Annotated in this window: 17 protein-coding genes; 9 read left to right on the forward strand and 8 right to left on the reverse strand. The window is 66.2% G+C overall.

Annotation, left to right across the window (positions count from 1 at the left end; genetic code table 11):
• Nucleotides 1-226: 226 nt before the first annotated feature.
• On the reverse strand, nt 227-859 hold the full coding sequence (locus FB381_RS21585; RefSeq protein ID WP_008362719.1) for a TetR/AcrR family transcriptional regulator: 633 nt from the start codon (nt 857-859) through the stop codon (nt 227-229).
• A gap of 101 nt (nt 860-960) precedes the next feature.
• Between FB381_RS21585 and FB381_RS21590 the strand changes: the two genes are divergently transcribed.
• Genes FB381_RS21590 through FB381_RS21600 form a run of 3 tightly spaced genes read left to right on the forward strand, consistent with a single transcriptional unit; the run spans nt 961 to nt 5,147 of the window.
• A complete protein-coding gene (locus FB381_RS21590; protein ID WP_141782166.1) occupies nt 961-4,002 on the forward strand; it encodes an MMPL family transporter in 3,042 nt (1,013 codons plus the stop codon).
• A 34-nt stretch (nt 4,003-4,036) separates the two neighbouring features.
• Nucleotides 4,037-4,657: a TetR/AcrR family transcriptional regulator gene (locus FB381_RS21595; protein WP_170225267.1), complete on the forward strand. Its 621-nt coding sequence runs from the start codon at nt 4,037-4,039 to the stop codon at nt 4,655-4,657.
• Between the two features lie 13 nt (nt 4,658-4,670).
• Nucleotides 4,671-5,147, forward strand: a complete 477-nt coding sequence (locus FB381_RS21600) for a PaaI family thioesterase (RefSeq protein WP_008362722.1) — start codon at nt 4,671-4,673, stop codon at nt 5,145-5,147.
• Between the two features lie 221 nt (nt 5,148-5,368).
• Here FB381_RS21600 and FB381_RS21605 read toward each other — a convergent pair whose 3' ends face one another.
• From FB381_RS21605 to FB381_RS21620, 4 genes are all read right to left on the reverse strand, one after another.
• Nucleotides 5,369-7,570: an MMPL family transporter gene (locus tag FB381_RS21605; protein WP_008362723.1), complete on the reverse strand. Its 2,202-nt coding sequence runs from the start codon at nt 7,568-7,570 to the stop codon at nt 5,369-5,371.
• Nucleotides 7,571-7,651: 81 nt separating this feature from the next.
• Nucleotides 7,652-8,503, reverse strand: coding sequence for a sulfite exporter TauE/SafE family protein (locus FB381_RS21610; RefSeq protein ID WP_008362724.1), 852 nt, complete (start codon nt 8,501-8,503; stop codon nt 7,652-7,654).
• Nucleotide 8,504: 1 nt separating this feature from the next.
• Nucleotides 8,505-9,896, reverse strand: a complete 1,392-nt coding sequence (locus FB381_RS21615) for an MBL fold metallo-hydrolase (RefSeq protein ID WP_050800994.1) — start codon at nt 9,894-9,896, stop codon at nt 8,505-8,507.
• Between the two features lie 110 nt (nt 9,897-10,006).
• Complete coding sequence (locus FB381_RS21620) at nt 10,007-10,309, reverse strand: rhodanese-like domain-containing protein (protein WP_008362726.1); 303 nt, start codon at nt 10,307-10,309, stop codon at nt 10,007-10,009.
• A 160-nt stretch (nt 10,310-10,469) separates the two neighbouring features.
• On the opposite strand from FB381_RS21620, the gene FB381_RS21625 reads away from it, so the two are divergent.
• From FB381_RS21625 to ctaD, 6 genes are all read left to right on the forward strand, one after another.
• On the forward strand, nt 10,470-10,874 hold the full coding sequence (locus FB381_RS21625) for a DUF302 domain-containing protein (RefSeq protein WP_008362729.1): 405 nt from the start codon (nt 10,470-10,472) through the stop codon (nt 10,872-10,874).
• Nucleotides 10,874-11,140, forward strand: a complete 267-nt coding sequence (locus FB381_RS21630) for a metal-sensitive transcriptional regulator (RefSeq protein WP_008362732.1) — start codon at nt 10,874-10,876, stop codon at nt 11,138-11,140. The genes FB381_RS21625 and FB381_RS21630 overlap by 1 nt, the downstream gene beginning before the upstream one ends.
• A gap of 245 nt (nt 11,141-11,385) precedes the next feature.
• Entirely contained in the window at nt 11,386-11,637 is a 252-nt protein-coding gene (locus FB381_RS21635; protein WP_008362733.1) for a YgaP family membrane protein, read from the forward strand.
• Complete coding sequence (locus FB381_RS21640; RefSeq protein ID WP_008362735.1) at nt 11,634-12,410, forward strand: sigma-70 family RNA polymerase sigma factor; 777 nt, start codon at nt 11,634-11,636, stop codon at nt 12,408-12,410. The genes FB381_RS21635 and FB381_RS21640 overlap by 4 nt, the downstream gene beginning before the upstream one ends.
• Before the next feature lie 132 nt (nt 12,411-12,542).
• Nucleotides 12,543-13,349, forward strand: coding sequence for a GntR family transcriptional regulator (locus FB381_RS21645; RefSeq protein WP_246088255.1), 807 nt, complete (start codon nt 12,543-12,545; stop codon nt 13,347-13,349).
• 99 nt (nt 13,350-13,448) lie between these two features.
• A complete protein-coding gene (gene ctaD / locus FB381_RS21650) occupies nt 13,449-15,143 on the forward strand; it encodes an aa3-type cytochrome oxidase subunit I (RefSeq protein ID WP_008362739.1) in 1,695 nt (564 codons plus the stop codon).
• A 224-nt stretch (nt 15,144-15,367) separates the two neighbouring features.
• On the opposite strand, the gene FB381_RS21655 is transcribed toward ctaD, so the two are convergent.
• From FB381_RS21655 to FB381_RS21665, 3 genes are all read right to left on the reverse strand, one after another.
• Nucleotides 15,368-16,222, reverse strand: coding sequence for a cytochrome c biogenesis CcdA family protein (locus FB381_RS21655; protein WP_008362740.1), 855 nt, complete (start codon nt 16,220-16,222; stop codon nt 15,368-15,370).
• Nucleotides 16,219-16,746, reverse strand: a complete 528-nt coding sequence (locus FB381_RS21660) for a DsbA family protein (RefSeq protein WP_211352509.1) — start codon at nt 16,744-16,746, stop codon at nt 16,219-16,221. Before FB381_RS21660 ends, FB381_RS21655 begins: the two co-directional genes overlap by 4 nt.
• A gap of 214 nt (nt 16,747-16,960) precedes the next feature.
• The gene (locus tag FB381_RS21665) at nt 16,961-17,419 is read right to left on the reverse strand and encodes a hypothetical protein (RefSeq protein ID WP_008362743.1); all 459 of its coding nucleotides are present in this window, start codon (nt 17,417-17,419) and stop codon (nt 16,961-16,963) included.
• Between the last annotated feature and the right edge of the window lie 23 nt (nt 17,420-17,442).

The following is a 17,442-nucleotide window of genomic DNA, read 5'->3' on the forward strand; positions in this document are numbered from 1 at the left end:
AGCCGCAGTCCGCCGGTTCCGCAGAGCCAGGTGGTCTAGGTGGGCTCCTGCATGGCAGCACAGGCATTGAGACCTCGGCGAGCGACCCAATCTTGGGGTGTCCTCTCAGCGGGCACATCAACTAGTCCCAGGTCGGGTCAGACTGAGCGGTGGGGGCGGCAGGGAGCCGAGGAACGAGGTCGTGATCGCGCTACCCCCGGGCATGCACTCAGAGGCCATCTCACCATCAGGCCTGAGCGTCAGTCGCGCTAGCAGGGCAATCAGTGGTGCGTGGTTCCTTTTGGCCGCCAAGCCCTTGCATCAGAACGCCGAGAACTCGTTTCGCAACCTGTTCTGCAGAGGGGCGGCTGTCTTCAACTGCGTGATACAGACCGGCGACTGTGATGGCCCCAAAGATCGCCAGGGATGCCTCTTCTGGGTGGGGCTGCACGTGTAGCGATCCGTCGGCGGCGCCTTCGGCAAGGAGTTGTTCGATGGGACGGCGGAATGCTTCTTGGAGGGCGTGAGCGAGCGCAGGAAGTCTGGTGGCTCGGCCGAGGTCACCAACGAGCGCCCGACATGCGGCGGGCTGGTCGAGCATCACGGCGATCTGGGCTTGGACCGCAGCTTCGAGGCGGACGCGGGCGCTTCCGGTGGCCCCAACAGCTGCCGCTACCTCGCCAGCAATTGCCTCGAGCATGTCGGTGAGGAGGAAGGCGAGGATCTCATCCTTACCGGTGAAGTAGTAATAGAGGGTTGCGCGAGGGATGCCGGAGGCAGCCGCGATTTCGTCCATCTTGGCCTCGGCGACTCCGCGCTCGGCGATCAGTTCCGCGGCTCCGTAGAGCTTGCTTGCGATGGAGGCAGGCAGTTGCCGCATCTCCACACACCTTTCCGGACGAGTGACACTGCGTATTCGGAGGGTATCGACAGCAGCCTCAGCCTATGTTGTACTGCGAGTACAAACTCAAGATACAAGTCATGGAGGCATCCGTGGATGCTGGGGCGCCGGGTCGTCTGGCCCGTTTGTGCACGGCGGGAATCCGTTTCCCGCGTCTGGTCGTCGTCGGCTGGTTGGTCGCGGCTGCAGCGGTCACTCTCGGCCTGCCGTCGCTGCCGTCGGTGGTCGAGCGCAGCAGTGCGGCCTTTCTGCCCGAGGACGCGCCGACGTTGACCGCGTTGCACGACATGGACGAGGCGTTCGGCTCGGGGCGCACCGAGTCATTTGCCTACATCGTGTTCCGCAACGAGAACGGCCTGAGCGCGGCTGACACGCTTGCGTATCGCGACCTGGTTCGCACCCTGGGTGCGAACCAGGAGCGGGTCTCCGAAGTGCAGCACTTCGTCGGCAACAAGGACGCGCGGCGACACTTGGTCAGCAAGGACGGCCAGGCGGCCTACCTGGTGGCCGGGCTGACCAGTGGCATCGGATCGCCGGACTCCGAACAGGACATCCACTGGCTGCGAGAACGGGTCGCCGACCTGTCTTTGCCCCGTGGCAGCAGCGCGTATGTGACCGGGGACCCAGCGATGATCACCGACCTGACCACCGAGGTGAACGAGGCCTCGGTACGGATCACGGTGGTCTCCGGGCTGCTGCTGGTCATCATCTTGTTGATCATCTACCGCCGCGTCACCACTGTACTGGTTTCCCTGGTATCGATCGGGGTGGCACTGGCGTGCGCGCGGGGAGTGCTGGCATGGGCCGGGATGCAAGGAATGTCGCTGTCGACCTACACCGACGCGTTCGTAACCGCCATCGTGCTCGGCGCTGGCACTGACTACTGCGTGTTCTTGATCAGCAGATTCCGCGAGGCATACGGGCGCGGAGTCGACGCGCTGCCGGCCGTCGAGGAGGCAGCCACCAGAGTAGGACCGGCGTTGGTGGCGTCCGCCGGAACGGTCATCCTCGCCGCGATATGTCTGGGATTCACCAAGCTGGCCATCTTCTCCACCACCGGACCGCCGATGGCGATCTGCGTCGCGGTCACCGTTGCGGTGAGTCTGACCTTCACGCCCGCGCTGATGGTCTGGTTCGGCCCCAGGATCGGGCCGGCGCGCACGCCAGCACCGACGTCGGCGTGGTCACGCGTCGGCCGCCTCGTGGCGCGCCGACCGGTCCGGGTGCTTGTTGCCGGTACCGCCGTGTTGGTTGTGCTTGCCGCGTTCCTTCCGACGATGGTGATCTCCTACGACCAGCGGAACTCCCAGCCGCCCGACACGCCGAGCAACAAGGGGTTGGCGGTGCTGGAGGACCACTTCCCTCGCAACGAGACCCTCCCGGACTACCTGCTGCTGGAGTCCACACATGACATGCGCAATTCGAAGGATCTGGCAGTCCTCAACGAGGTCAGCCGAGCCGTGGCCAAGGTCGATGGTGTTTCCAGCGTCCGGAGCATCACCCAGCCGGCAGGTGAGCCACTAGAACCAGCGTCGATCGCGCGACAGCTCAAGCGCCTCGCCACCGGGCTGGGTCGGGCCAGCGATGGCTTGGAGGAGGGTCAGCCCGATCTCGAACGCCTCTCCTCGGGCAGCGCCCAGCTAGCCGACGCGATCAGCCGGGTGGCCGACGGCGCCGGCCGCGCCCAAGGCGGCGCCGACCGACTTGCGAACGGAACCAGCGATCTCGCCAACGGTCTCGGCCGCGCTACCGAGGGCACGCGTGACGCAGCGCACGGCGCCCGCCAGTTGCAGACCGGCGCTGCCGCCTTGGCCACAGGCATCCAAACCGCTCACGACCAAGTCACCGTGGTCGTGAGTAGCATCGGCCTGATCGTCCAGGCACTCGACCGCGACCTGCTGTGCACCACAGACCCGATCTGCCGCAGGTCCAGGGAAGGACTTGCCGACATCCACCGCGGCATGAAGGATGAACTCCTCCCAGGACTGCAGGAGGCAGCCAACGGAGCGAACTTGATCGCCCGCAAACAAGGAAGCCTCGCCGATGGCCTCAACGATCTCGCCTCCGGGTTGAGCCAGGCCGAGCGGGGTGCCGACCGGATCACCGAAGGACAGCGCCTTCTGCGCGCGCGTCTAGGGCAGATGGCGGACGGCACCTCCCAGATCGCTGAGAACGCCGAGGCCTTTGCGCCGGGGATCAAGGACCTCATCCGCCAGACCAAGGAACTCGCCCAGAACCTGGAGACCTCTGAGTCCTACCTGCGCACGGTCAACCGTCAGGCCGACACACCAGAGGCTGGTGGCTTCTACCTGCCCGCGAGCGCCCTAGACGACCAGCGCTTCGCCTACGCCCGCAGCGTATTCCTGAGCCCCGATGGCCGCGTTGCCCGCATCCAGGTAACCGGTGACTCAGATCCTCTTAGCCCGGATGGGCTGCGCCGCTTCGAAGAATCCCAGGCAGCCGCTGAAAACGCGTTGAATCGGACACGTCTCGAAGGCGCAACCGTCAGCGGCACCGGGGCCGCTGGACTCGGCGCCGACCTGAACCGCTATCTGTACGAAGACGCGAAACTCGTGCTCGCGGCGGTGCTTCTGATCGTCCTGCTCCTCCTCATCATCGCCCTGCGCTCCCTGGCCGCGCCGCTATACCTGCTCGCCTCTGTAGCGCTATCCTGCGCCGCGGCCCTTGGCCTGACAACACTGGTCTTCCAAGGCATCCTTGGCCACGACATCCAGTTTGCCGTCCCAGTGATCACGTTCGTGCTGCTCGTCGCCGTTGGCGCCGACTACAACATCCTGCTCATGAGCCGAATGCGCGAGAACGGCACCACCCTGACTCGAGGCGCCGTTGCCGAAGCAGTGACCCTGACCGGCCCGGTGATCACATCCGCAGGAATCATCTTTGCGAGCACCTTCATCGCGCTGCTCACCTCTCCCGTGGTCACGCTTGTCGAGACTGGTTTCGCCGTCGCAGCCGGACTGCTGCTCGATACCTTCGTAGTCCGCAGCCTCATCGTTCCCGCCTGTGCCGCCCTGCTTGAGGACCACAACTGGTGGCCTGCCCGCCAGATCCGGAACCCTGGGCTTAAGGGAACACAGATCAGAAAAGCCAGCTCGGCCTAGTACATACGTTCATGCATGCATGTACGCTTCGGGCATGAAGGTAGCTACGCGACGACCGCGAAAACAAGCCGAACGCTCGGCCACCACCCGACGCGCGCTGTTGGACGCGACCATCGCCTGCCTTGCCGACCTGGGATATGCCGGCACCACCAGTGTCGCCGTGGCGGAGCGAGCCGGGCTGTCCCGCGGGGCCCAACTGCACCACTTCGGAACCCGTGACCAACTCGTGGTAGCCGCCGTCGAGCACTTAGCGCAAGAACGCATGCGCAGGGTGCGGACGGAGATGTCTCGGATCGCACCACAAGGGGCCCAACTCCAGAAGTTGACGACGGTCACCCAGGAACGCGAAGCGGCGTTGGGTTTGCTAGCTGAGGCCCTGTCCGGACCGTTGTACGCGGCCAGTCTCGAGCTCTGGGTGGCCGCGCGCTCAGACCCCGGCTTGCGTAAGGAGCTGGTCCCAGCCGAGGAGCGTGTCAACGCGGAGCTCGCTGAGATCTGTCGCACCTATATCAGCGACGACCCGATCGAAGTGCGCTTGACCTTGGACCTTGTCCTCGGACGGGGTGTCGCACGGCTGTTGACGCCACATCCCGATCGGCAAGCAGAACTGCTCACCGCCTGGGCACGCCTTCTGAACGGCAGCACCCGTGGCTGACCTTCAAGCACTCATGACTGCGTTGCAGCAAAGAATCGGCCCCCATCCAGATGGCGCGCACCTGCCGGCCCACCACGAGCAATGCCTGGGCTGCGGCGTTGACAACCCTCATGGCCATCACTTAAGCGTGCATCGCGAAGGCGATCTCGTGGTGGCCACCCACATCTTCGACGATCGCCACGTGGGCGCACCCGGCATCGCGCACGGCGGCGCGGTCGCCACCGTCCTTGACGACCTCTACGGCTTCCTGCTCTACCTGGTCGGAGAACCAGCTGTCACTCGCCAACTGGTGGTCGAATACCTCGCGCCGGTCCTGATCGGGACGACATACCGACTCGAGGCCCGGGTAGATCGGCGCGAGGGCCGTAAGCTGTTCGTGAACGCCAAGGTGACCGCACTCGACGGGCGAACCGCCGCCACATCGACGGCTGTGTTCGTTACAGTCGACGCCGAGCACTTCGCTCAGGCACGCCCGAGCTCCGCTATCTGAGGCGATCCACAACGCTAGCCAATGCCCCTGTGGCATGGCCAGGCTGGATGAGAAGACCCTCGCCCGCACTCGGCGCGTTGCACCACGCGGGCTATGAGCGGGGAGCGCACGAGGGCACCGCGGCGGTGACCAGCGGGCGGAAGGTACCGGGAGACGCCCGCCTGACTGTCGGTATATGACAATCGGATCCTTCGATCGGGTTCCTGCCCACGGATCCGCGGTCAGTCATGGGCGAAGGTGATGTTAGGCAGGATCTTCCGCAGCGAGGCGGGGGTGTACCAGGCGGCCTTGCCGGTAAGGCGAAGCATGACCGGTAGGAGGACGAGCCGGACGAGGAAGGCGTCGAGGAGGACGGCGAGGCCGAGGACGACGCCCATTTCTTTGGGCGGGATGGGGCCGGAGAGGGCGAAGGTGAAGAAGACCGCGACCATGACCGCGCCGGCGGCGAAGATGACCCGGCCGGAGTGGGCAAGTGAGCCGATCATGGCGTGCTTGGGGTCCCCGGAGCGCTCGTAGTGCTCCTTGGCCGAGGCGAGCAGGAACACGGTGTAGTCCATCGCGATGGCGAAGATCATGGCGAAGAAGAACACCGGCGCCCAGGCGTCGAGGAAGCCCTGTGGTTCGAAGCCGAGCAGGTCGGCGCCGTGTCCCTCCTGGAAGATCAGCCGGGCGACACCGAACGCCGCCGCGGTGGAGAGCAGGCTGGCGAGGGTGCCGAGTAGGGAGATGAGCGGGGCCTGCAGTGCGATGAGGAGCAGCATGAAGCCGAGGACGAGCACGACGCCGATGACCAGCGGGGTGGACTCGTCGAGCTGCGCCTTGAGATCGAGGTTCTCCACGGGGGCGCCCCCGAGGACGGCGGAGTCGGGGAGGTCTGCGCGGAGCCGGTCGACGGTGTCGCTGAGTGCGGGGTCGGAGGGGTCCACGGAGGGAACGGCCTGGATCAGCACCAGTCCACTGTCGTCGGCAGCCGGCATCGGAGGCATGGCAGCGGCGATGCCGGGGTCGTCCTTGAGTGCTGCGCTGGCGGCCGAGGCGTCGGTGTCGTCGGTGATGATCTGCAAAGTACCGGGGGCGCCGGTGCCGAAGGCGTCTTGGACCTGGCTGTAGCCGACTCGGGCAGAAGCGTCCTCGGGCAGCACCTTGATGGAGGGCATGGCGGTCTTCAGGCCGAGGATCGGGGCGGCGAGGGCGAGCAGGATGACCGTGGCGAGGAGGCCCCAGGCAACGGGGCGCTTCCAGAGTCGCTCGCCCCAGGCGGCGAATGCCGAGGAACGGTGCTCACCAGCGCGGGACCAGGGCAGTGCGAGCTTGTTGATTCGGTCGTCGAGGCCGAACAGCACCAGCGGCAGCAGGGTGAGGGTGGCGGCTAGGACGAAGACCACCGAGAGCATGATGCCGCCGGCCATGGAGCGGAAGGAGGGCGAGGGCACCAGCATGACCGCGGACAGCGAGACGAGGACGGTGAGGCCGGAGAGCAGCACGGCCTTGCCTGCGGTGTCCATGGTCTGGGCGATAGCCCACTGTCGGTCTTCGCGGGTGTCGGGGCGGCCGGCGGCGCGGTTAGCCTCGCGGCGTACGGCGCGGGCGGCGCGGTAGCGCACGACCAAGAAGAGGGCGTAGTCGATGCCCAGGGCGAGCGCGAACATCATTGCGAAGTTCATGGCCCAGATGGAGACGGGCACGAGCTCGTTGATCAGCACCAGGGAACCGGCCGAGGCGACAAGGCCGGCCAGGGTGAGGATCAGTGGGAGTCCGGCGGCCACGAGGGCGCCGAAGGCGAGTACCAAGATGGCCAGGGTGACCGGCCAGGACATGAACTCCGACTTCAGCATGGCGTCGAGGTTGGCCTCGTTGAAGTCGCTCCATAGCAGCGAGGACCCAGTTGGGTTGACCTCGACGGTGTCGGTGGAGAGGTTTTGAAGTTCGGCCTTGAGGTCGGTGGCGACGCGGACCATCTCGTTGGTGTCGGCGCCTGCGCCGGCCAGAACGATCGCGGTGGAGCCGTCCTGGGAGAGGGTGGCTCCCGGCGTGGGTGCGAGGACGTCGGCGATGCGCGGTTCGGCCTCGAGGATGTCGGTGACCTCGGCGAGGACCTGCTGGCCCTCACCTTCGGTGACCGGTCCGTCGGTGGAGCGGACTACGACCTGGATGGCGGATGAGGCGTTGCCGCCGAAGTGTTCTCGTGCGAGTTCGCGAGCCTGCACAGACTCTGAGCCGTTGGCCTGCCAGCCGGCACCGGAGAGGTTGTGCTCGACCTGAGGGGCGAAGGCGCCGAGGCCGACGATGGTCAACAGCCAGACCACGGTGACGAGTTTGGCGTGTTCGGTGACCCAGATCCCCAGACGTCCCAAGGGGCCGGCGGTGGTAGGTGGCGGGGTTGAGGGCCCGGCCGTGGGGCTGGAGGCCGTGGTGGTGCTCATGCAGGTTCCGTTCCGTGTGTGATGGACAAGCTTGGATACGTGAGACTTGGGATACGCGGACTTGAATGCGTGGGGCCGGGTTCAGGCGAGCGCGGGCAGCGCCTGGGTCGCGGTGTAGATGGCGACGCCGAGGACCAGGACGGTGAATGCCGCCTGGAGCCGGCCGGTGTCGACCCGGTCGGCCAGTCGTGCTCCGGCCACGGCTGCCGCCGCGGAGACCGCGGTCAAGACGATGACGGCCGTCCAGTCCGGCTGGACACCGGAACCGGATCGGACGGCGAGGGCGGCGGCGCTGGTGATGGTGATGACGACCAGCGAGGTGCCTGCGGCGTACTCGATGGGAAGCGCGAGCGCCAACAGGAGTGCTGGGACGACCAAGAAGCCGCCGCCGACGCCGAGGAACCCGGTCAGGGCGCCGACGATCGTGGCGGTGCCCAGTACCTTCAGCGCCCGGGGGCACTGGCAGGCGAAGGTCGGGCTGAACGTGATGATCGGGTCATCTAGGGCGGGGCGGGCGGCATGCCCCGCGGCACTGTCCTGACTGTCCTGGCTGCTCTGACTGTCCTGACCGTGACGTATCTGACGCCACGCCAGGATCACACCGACCAGCAGCATCAGGGCAGCGAAGGCGGCCAGCAAGAGATCCTCAGGGACGCGGGAAGATGCCGCCGCTCCCAGCACCGCTCCGCCGGTGGCGACCAGCCCGAAGACGAACCCGCGGCCGAGCAGCACGTTGCCTTCCCGGTGGGCAGCGGCGGCCCCGATCAGGGAGGTGAGGCCGACCACGACCAGCGATCCAGTGGTCGCCTGGGCGGGTGACTGGTCGAGCAGGTAGATCAGCACCGGTACGGCCAGGATCGATCCGCCACCTCCGAGCGCCCCCAAGGAGAGCCCGATGAGCGCACCGGCGGCTGCGGCGAGGAGCAGGGTCATCTCAGGCGTGGGACCCGTCGGGGTCTTCCCCGGGGGTGACCATGTGCAGGCCGACCTTTTCTGCGTTCTCGAATGAGTCGTGAATCGCGACCGGGGTGCGGTCTGCGGCAGCGATGAAGGAGGCAGCGATCGAGGAGCGGTAGCCGCTGGCACAGTGCACCCACACCTCACCGGCCGGTATCTCCTCGAGGCGGTAGGGCACCTCGTGGATCGGGATGTTGAGGGCCCCGGCGATCGCGGTTCCCTCGTGCTCATCGGTGCGGCGCACGTCGAGCACGACCACCTCGCGGTGATGGCGCACCTGCGCCAGGTCGGCGAAGGTGGCAGTGGGGAAGCTGCCGAGCTCTGCATCGGCCCAGTTCTGCGGACCGCCGGTGGCGTGGGCGGCCGGTCGGTCGATGCCGATACGAACCAGCTCGCGCTGAGCGGTGGCGACGTCCTCGGCGGTCTCCCCGAGCAGGGTCACCGGGGTGCCCCACTCGATGAGCCAGCCCAGATAGGTCGAGAAGGCGCCGTCGAGACCGAAGTTGAACGTGCCTGGGGCGTGCCCGGCAGCGAAGGCCTTGCGGTTGCGAAGGTCGAGGACCCACTCGCCCGCCTCGATACGGCGGCGCAGCTCTGTCGCATCGGCTTCTCGAATAGGGGAAAGGTCCGGTGCGTCTGGGCCGGCGGCGTTGGCGGGGCCCATGTGCACGTAGTAGGCCGGCCATGCACCCAGCCCGTCCAGCAGCTCGCGGACGTAGGTCTCCTCATCCTGAGTCAGCACGGGGTTGGACCGCTTCTCCTGTCCGATGGTGGAGGCGGTGGCGTCGGACTGGGTCGCGGAGCAGAACGAGCCGAACCCATGGGTCGGGTAGACCTCGGCGTCGTCGGGCAGCTCAGCGGCGAGCTTGTGGGCGGAGGCGTGCTGGTGGCGCACGAGCTCGCCTGTGTGCTCCTCACCGAGCAGGTCCGGTCTGCCGGTGGCGCCGTAAAGCAGGGAGCCACCGGTGAACACGGCGTACGGCTCCTCCCCGTCAGGCCCATCGAGAGAGAGGGCGTAGGAGAGGTGGGTGAAGGTGTGGCCGGGAGTGGCGATCGCCCGGACCCGCATCCGCGAGCCCACCTCGACGGCTTGACCATCGGTGATCGAGGTGCGGTCGAAGGAGACCTCGTCCTCGCCATTGACCAGATACGCCGCGCCGGTGGCCCGTGCGAGCGCCAGGCCGCCGGTGACGTAGTCGTTGTGGATGTGGGTCTCGAAGACGTGGGTCAGCCGGACCTCGTCGGCCTCCAGCACTTCCAGCACCCGGTCGATGTCGCGCTGCGGGTCGATGACGAGGGCGATCTCGCCGTCGTGCACGACGTAGGTGCGGTCGCCCAGGGAGGGGGTCTCCAGAGTGCGTACGGTCACGCCTGTGACCGGGCGCTGCTGCGCTTCCCCCGTCGCCGAAGCAGGGGCGACGGACTCGTTGTTCCCGGATGCAGTGTTCGTGATGTTCGAGGGCTCGTTCATGGTTCGCCTCACTTCTGGGTCGATCGCCCGGAGCGGATCCAGGCGCTGGTTCCGCCGGCGACGTTCGTCGCGTCGTAGCCGGCTGCGGTCAGAACCTCGGTCATCGCGCGGCTGCGGTTGCCCGAGGCGCACACCAAGTGCACTGGACGTTTGCGGTCGATCTCACCGAGCCGGGTCGTCAGCTGACTCATTGGGATGTTGACCGCGCCGGGGACGTGGCCACGGCGGTACTCGGCGGGCTCTCGCACGTCGATCAGGGTCGCGCCCTGCTCGAGGGCCGAGGCAAGGTGCTCGACGGTGGTCTCACGCATGAAAGGGAACTCCTTGGGCGAATCGGCTCGTGGCTGCCACTTCAATCTAACCCCCCGGGGGGTTACGATTCGAGCGTAACAGAACCCCCATGGGGGATGTACAGTTGATGGTGCAGACCACTCACCCATGCAGTGATCGGTACCCGGGAGGGAACGGCCCATGACGAAGTACACGCTCCAGATCACGGTGAACCACCCCTACGAGGAGGCGGTCGAGGCGGTGCGCGGCGAGCTTGCCGCCGCCGGGTTCGGCATCCTCACCGAGATTGACCTCAAGGCAACGCTGAAGGCCAAGCTCGACGTCGATGTCGCCCCGCAGGTCATCCTGGGCGCGTGTCGCCCCCAGCTGGCCCACCAGGCACTTCAAGCCGAACCGTCCATCGCCGCCCTGCTGCCCTGCAACGTGGTCGTGCGTGCCCTCGACGACACAACCACGGTCGTCGAGGCCTTCGACCCCGACGCGATGATGTCTATCGCCGGCCAGGCCGGCGACACACTCCGCACTGTCGCGACCGACGCACGGCAGCGCCTGACTGCGGCCCTGGCCGCCCTGGAGAACAACTGATGGACCTCGAACCCACCGAGATCAAAGCGATCATCACCCGAATGAAGCGCGCGAACGGACACCTCGCCAGCGTCATCCGGATGATGGAGGAAGGCTCCGACTGCGAGTCGGTGCTGACCCAGTTGGCCGCTGTCAACAAGGCCCTCTCCCGCGCCGGCTACGCCATCGTTGCCACCGGACTGCAGCAGTGCCTCGAACAGAGCGAGGAAGGGCTGGAGGACGTGGACGTCAAGAAGATGGAGAAGCTGTTCCTCGCCCTCGCCTGAGCAAGGCCGACGACCAACGTCGAGACCAGATGCCGGCCTCCGGCTCGAGCCACCAACAGCCGGTTCGATGACCTCCTCAACGACGGACGATGACTCAGCCGTTTGCACCGTCTCGACCATTTGAGGTCATCGGACTCGTTCGAGACCGACAGTCCGGCCGCGCTGGCCACTCGGGCCACGCGGTTTGTATCGATAAGCAGCCGTGCTGCGTCTACCGATACAAACCCACCACCATTGGAGGACTGATGAAACTCAACATGGGACGCGCAGACCGCTCCATCCGCCTGTTCGTCATCGCGCCGGTACTCGTTGTCGCGGGGATCATCCTTGGCCCGCTCGGTGCACTGTCACTCATCTTCTACGCGCTCGCGGCGGTCATGGCCGCAACCTCCGCGGTCGGCACCTGTCCGCTGTATCTGCCGTTCGGGATCCGCACCCTCGGCCGCGCAGGACGCTCGCCCTCGGCCCCCACCGCGGCGGGTGAATCTCGCCGTTGAGTTCAGACCTCCTCGACCAGCTGGTTGCGGAACTCCCGCGGCTTGGGGCCTACGCCTGGTCGGTCACCGGTGACCGTCACAGAGCCGAGGACCTGGCGCAGGAGACACTCGCCCGTGCTCTTGAACGTCGCGAGACCTACCGGCACGAAGCGCCTCTGGGAGCGTGGCTGCGCGGCATCCTCCACAACCTCGCCATCGATCAGGGGCGCCGCCAGCGGGAAACGCCCCGCGAGGACGTCGCAGCCTTGGCCGATGCGGCCTGGCGCGACGACAGCTGGACCGTGGACGCCGCGGTTGTGATCGAGCGCGCAGAGTCAGCCGACGAGCTGCGCGACGCATTGTTGGCCCTCCCCTTCATCTACCGGTCCGCGGTCGTGCTCCACGACATGGAAGGCCTCACCGTGCCCGTGATCGCCTCGATCCAGTCCATCTCCCTGGCTGCCGCCAAGCAACGTCTGCGTCGCGGACGGATGATGCTGGTCACCGCCTTGGCAGAGCTGAAGTCTCGCCCCCTGGATCAACTGCCGTTGCGCTGTTGGGACGCTCGCTCCCAAGTCAGCGCCTACATCGACAACGAACTCTCGGCCGCGAAACGCCCACGGCTAGAAGCGCACCTCGCCAGCTGCCCGACCTGCCCTCCGATCTACGCCAGCTTGGTCGGTGTCACCGCTGCCCTAGGCGCGCTCGCCGACGAGGCCGCACTAGGTTCGAACCAGGTCCAACGGGTCCGTGAAGCGCTGCAGCGGCAACGCAAGGATCGGGCCGACGCATGATCTGCCCCTGGGGTCTGGTTCGCGGACCCCTTGCAGAGGGAATACGGATGTACGTACATTTGCATCGACGGTACGTGGACCTTCCACCTAAGGCAGGGCCCACCATCACGAAGCTCCTGTGCAGGAGGCGACATGCGGGGAAATGGCGGCCAGCGGTCCACCGGCCCTGCCCGGGCTGTTGACCGCCAAAGCCCGATGCCGCTATGGGCTCAGGTCAAGGACGATGTCGAGCGACGCCTACGTCGAGGTGAGTTCAACGAGTCGTTCCCGGGTGAGATGGTGCTGGTCCAGGAGTACGCGGTCAGCCGACACACGGTGCGCGAGGCGCTTCGTCGGCTGCGTGAGAGCGGCCTTGTCGATGCCGCCCGTGGCCGAACACCGAAGGTCGCAAACACTGAGATCACTCAGCCCCAAGGCACCTTGTACAGCCTGTTCGCCTCCGTCGAAGCGTCAGGACGTCGCCAGCACAGCATCGTGCGCACACTCGACGCGCGCGCTGACGCGACCGTGGCCACCAGGCTCGGAGTCGAGGAATCAACGCCTCTGATCTACCTGGAACGGATTCGCCTTATCGATGAGGAACCGCTCGCGATGGACCGCGTGTGGCTGCCCGCTCGGCTGGCTGCGCCGCTGCTCGAAGCAGACCTCACCCAAACCTCCCTTTACGAGGCGCTCGACCGTCGGTGCAATCTTCGGCTGACCGGTGGCCGAGAAGAGGTCCGCGCTGTGGTGCCGACCTCGGCAGAGCGAGTCCTGCTCGGGATCCCCGATAACACCGCGGCACTCTCGATCGACCGGACCGGCGAACTGCGAGGGCAGCCCATCGAGTGGCGTCGGACCATCGTGCGAGGCGACCGCTTCAGCCTGGTCACCGACTTCACCCGCCCTGACCAAGTCTCGGTCACGGTTTCTGACCGCCGCCATTCCATGACCTCCTAATGCACGCCGACCTAATGCACGCCGACGAGATCAACACCAGCAAGCAGACGATCGACGGCATATACCTGCCATGCGCCTTCGACCGGTGAGGAGCTGAACATGACCACTACCACCCCTCGCACCAGCCAGGCGTTGAAACCCAAAACTCCGCGCACGCCGTTGGGCCGCCAACTGGTCCGCATACTCACGACCACGGATCACAAGCTGATCGGCAAGATGTACCTGGTCACGTCGTTCGTCTGGTTCCTCGGCGGCGGCGTGATGGCGCTGCTGATGCGTTCGGAGCTGGCGTTCCCGGGTCAGCAGGTCGTCAACGACGAGCTGTTCAACCAGCTGTTCACGATGCACGGCACGATCATGCTGCTGCTCTTCGCTACACCGCTGTTTATCGGCTTCGCCAACGTGATCATGCCGCTGCAGATCGGCGCGCCCGACGTCGCCTTCCCGCGGCTCAACATGTTCAGCTACTGGCTCTACCTCTTCGGTGGCCTGATCGCGGCCAGCGGCTTCCTCACCCCGACCGGCGCGGCCGACTTCGGCTGGTTCGCCTACACACCGCTCTCCAGCGCGCAATACTCGCCGGGCGTCGGTGGCGACCTGTGGATCATGGGCCTCTACATGAGCGGTCTGGGCACCATCCTCGGCTCGGTCAACTTCATCACCACGATCATCGCCATGCGCGCGCCGGGCATGACCATGTTCCGGATGCCGATCTTCACCTGGAACGTGTTGGTCACCGCACTGCTCGTGCTGATCGCGTTCCCGATCCTTGCCGCGGCGCTGCTGATGCTCGAGTCCGACCGACAGTTCGGCACCCACGTCTTCGACACCGCCCATGGCGGACCGATCCTGTGGCAACACCTGTTCTGGTTCTTCGGTCACCCCGAGGTCTACATCATCGCGCTGCCGTTCTTCGGGATCATCTCCGAGATCCTCCCGGTCTTCAGCCGCAAGCCGATCTTCGGCTACGTCGGTCTGGTGGCCGCGACCCTCGGCATCGGAGTCCTCTCGGTGGCGGTGTGGGCGCACCACATGTTCGTGACCGGTGCGGTCAACCTTCCGTTCTTCTCCGGGATGAGCTTCCTGATCGCGGTGCCGACAGGCGTGAAGTTCTTCAACTGGATCGGCACGATGTGGGGCGGGTCGGTCAGCTTCGACACCCCGATGCTGTGGTCGATCGGCTTCCTGACGACCTTCCTCTTCGGTGGTCTGACCGGCATCATCCTGGCGAGCCCGCCGCTCGACTTCCAGGTCTCCGACTCCTACTTCGTGGTCGCCCACTTCCATTACACGGTCTTCGGGACCGTCGTGTTCGCAATGTTCGCCGGGTTCTACTTCTGGTGGCCGAAGATGACCGGCCGGATGCTCGACGAGCGCCTCGGCAAGGTCCACTTCTGGCTGCTGTTCGTCGGCTTCCACACCACCTTCCTGGTCCAGCACTGGCTCGGCGTCGACGGCATGCAGCGACGCATCGCCGACTACCTGCCCAGCGACGGATTCACCTTCCTGAACCAGGTCTCAACCATGGGCGCGTTCCTGCTGAGCCTGTCGATGCTGCCCTTCTTCTACAACCTCTACATCTCCCGCAAGGCACCGCTGGTGACCGTGGACGACCCCTGGGGCTGGGGCCGCTCGCTGGAGTGGGCAACAGCCTGCCCCGCGCCGCGCCACAACTTCACCTCCATCCCGAAGATCCGCTCGGAGTCCCCGGCCTTCGACCTCCACCACCCCGAGATCGCCGCGCTGGAGACGAAGCAGCCCGCCCAGGCCGCACACGACGGCGAGCGCCGGTGAGGAAGAGCAGCAAGAAGGTGGGCTGACCGATCCGCCCACCTTCGTATCCTCCCGGAATTCCCACAAGTCGCGCTGCTGATCGTCCCGCTGTCGTTGCTGCGAATATGCCCCGACTGAGGCTGAAGGCCAACGTTCGGCCGATCGCCCATCTTCAGGACTGGCACCCGTTGACAGCGACCAAGCTGCCTACGCAGAACGGAACACGCCGAAGCGAGGCCTGACCTTCAGCAATCGCCATCGTGCCCGTGCGGCCGCCGCGTTCTCCTGAAGGCGATCCAGCCTGCTGCGGCGGCCACAATGGTCAAGACCAGCCAGGCTGGGATGTGCTCGGTCCACTCAGAGATCTTCTGCTGGGCGATGAACTCCAGGTCGGTTAGGTCGCCGAAGCCGAGTGCCCCAGTCAGCCCGGCTGTCCCGTCGTAGCGGAGGAACAGCGCACCTATCGCCACGAACAGCAACCCCGACGCCAGGTTAGTGGTGTGGACGGTGAAGATCCCCCAGTGCCACGACCGGCCGCGCAGCCACTTCTTGTGACCGAGGTCAAACCGATCCCACAGCAAGGCGAGCACGAATACCGGCATCGCCATGCCTAAGGCGTAGACGGCCAGCAGGACCCCGCCGTGCCAGGGCGAACCCTGCGTAGCGGCGACGGTGAGAATGGCGCCCAGGACAGGGCCGGAGCAGAATCCGGCCAGTCCATAGACAGCCCCGAGCAGGGCCGTCGAGACCCATCCGGTGCCGCCGCGTCGAGCCACGGCGTTGTTGAGCCGTTGCGCGAACGGGAGTGTGAACCCGCGGCCGAGGAGCTGCATGACTCCGAACCCGATGATCAGCCAGCCCGCGACGCTGATCAGCGTCGCGCGGTGTCCATAAAAGAAGGTACTGGCAGCGCCGGCGCCGGTGCCAAGCGGGACCAAGGTGGCACACAGGCCGAGGTAGAAGACGGAGGTGCGTCCCAGCAACGCCCGCGTCGTGCCGAACGCATAGGCGAAAAAGGACGGCACCAGAAGTGCGCTGCACGGCGAGAGCAGTGCGAGGACGCCGGCTGCCAGTGCCGCGATCAGGCTCACTTCTGTCATGAGCCGTCTGCGTCCGTCTCCTCCGCGGCCTTCTCGATAGCCTGCTCGAAGACTTCGGTGGGCTGGGCGCCGATGACCGGCACGCCGTTGATGATGAAGGCAGGCGTCCCGGTCACCCCGATCGCCTGGCCTTCGGCGAGGTCCTGCTTGATCGCATCCTTTGTGCCGCGAGCGACCATGTCCTTGCGGAATTCGTTGGTGTCCAGGTCGAGGTCGTCGGCAATCGAGACCAGGTAGTCCTCTGTCAGCTTTCCGCTGTTAGGCGGCAGCTGGTTGTCGTACATGAGCTTGCTGAACTCCCAAAACTTGCCCTGGGCAGCCGCCGCGCGGCCAGCCTGGGCAGCCGTAGTCGACTCAGGCCCGAGGTAGGGGAAATCTCGCCACTCGATGCGCAGCACCCCGGAGTCGACGTACTTCTCGACGAGGATCGGCTCCGTGTCTCGGGCGTACTTGCCGCAGAACGGGCACTGGAACTCGGAGTAGGAGATCATCACGACCGGTGCATCCACATCGCCGAGCGCCATCGGGTCGCCCTCCTCGCCCCTGACCAGCTGCGCCCAAGCGTCGTCGAGAGCATGGCCCTCGGCCTGGGCGCCCGCCGCACCTGTCCCGCTCTCCGCCGCTGTTGGCCCGTCGCTCCCCTCGCCTCGGGAGGTGACGAGAGTAAGGACCACCGCAACAAGGGCTACCGCGGCGACTACTAGCGGGACGATGGGGCTCTTGCGGGTCGCGGACGCATCAGGCATGAGAACTACCTCCAGAGACAGGGGTCTCGGTGTCAATAGACGGGGCGTGGTCGTTGGACGGGGCGTGGTCGGTGTTGAGGGTGTTGGTGGTGACCGGGCAGGACAGCTCTCCTTTGAGCCGCACATGCAAGGCCCACAGCAGGAGCACCACGGCGAGCAACTGCAGGAACGGTTGGACGGGCTCGAACCAGGTGAGGGCTCCCGCGCTCCCGAGCAGCAACAGCACCAGCTTGTTGCAGACCGGGCAGCCGACGGCGAAGTACGTCAGCAGTCCGCCGACCCAGCCCCGGCGACGTCCCTGATCCTCGATGGCGCTAGGAGCGTCAACATAGGTTGCAACGAGCAGTCCCCCGAGAAGCGAGGAAGTCGCGAGCGCCGGCCAGGACCACCAGGTCGGCGCGATCTCCCTGCCGAACAGCGGGTTGGGGACCAAGTCAGTTGGAATCGCCACGAGAACCGTGAAGACCAGCGCGG

The organism is Nocardioides albertanoniae (assembly GCF_006716315.1).
Classification (GTDB): domain Bacteria; phylum Actinomycetota; class Actinomycetes; order Propionibacteriales; family Nocardioidaceae; genus Nocardioides; species Nocardioides albertanoniae.

Coding starts and splice junctions, on each gene's coding strand:
- FB381_RS21630 (WP_008362732.1), top strand. CDS start 10,874: ATGGACCTCGAACCCACCGAGATCAAAGCGATCATCACCCGAATGAAG.
- FB381_RS21610 (WP_008362724.1), bottom strand. CDS start 8,503: ATGACCCTGCTCCTCGCCGCAGCCGCCGGTGCGCTCATCGGGCTCTCC.
- FB381_RS21660 (WP_211352509.1), bottom strand. CDS start 16,746: ATGGCGCTCGGCGATGTGGATGCACCGGTCGTGATGATCTCCTACTCC.
- FB381_RS21645 (WP_246088255.1), top strand. CDS start 12,543: ATGCGGGGAAATGGCGGCCAGCGGTCCACCGGCCCTGCCCGGGCTGTT.
- FB381_RS21655 (WP_008362740.1), bottom strand. CDS start 16,222: ATGACAGAAGTGAGCCTGATCGCGGCACTGGCAGCCGGCGTCCTCGCA.
- FB381_RS21620 (WP_008362726.1), bottom strand. CDS start 10,309: ATGCGTGAGACCACCGTCGAGCACCTTGCCTCGGCCCTCGAGCAGGGC.
- FB381_RS21585 (WP_008362719.1), bottom strand. CDS start 859: ATGCGGCAACTGCCTGCCTCCATCGCAAGCAAGCTCTACGGAGCCGCG.
- FB381_RS21625 (WP_008362729.1), top strand. CDS start 10,470: ATGACGAAGTACACGCTCCAGATCACGGTGAACCACCCCTACGAGGAG.
- FB381_RS21635 (WP_008362733.1), top strand. CDS start 11,386: ATGAAACTCAACATGGGACGCGCAGACCGCTCCATCCGCCTGTTCGTC.
- ctaD (WP_008362739.1), top strand. CDS start 13,449: ATGACCACTACCACCCCTCGCACCAGCCAGGCGTTGAAACCCAAAACT.
- FB381_RS21600 (WP_008362722.1), top strand. CDS start 4,671: ATGACTGCGTTGCAGCAAAGAATCGGCCCCCATCCAGATGGCGCGCAC.
- FB381_RS21605 (WP_008362723.1), bottom strand. CDS start 7,570: ATGAGCACCACCACGGCCTCCAGCCCCACGGCCGGGCCCTCAACCCCG.
- FB381_RS21590 (WP_141782166.1), top strand. CDS start 961: ATGGAGGCATCCGTGGATGCTGGGGCGCCGGGTCGTCTGGCCCGTTTG.
- FB381_RS21595 (WP_170225267.1), top strand. CDS start 4,037: ATGAAGGTAGCTACGCGACGACCGCGAAAACAAGCCGAACGCTCGGCC.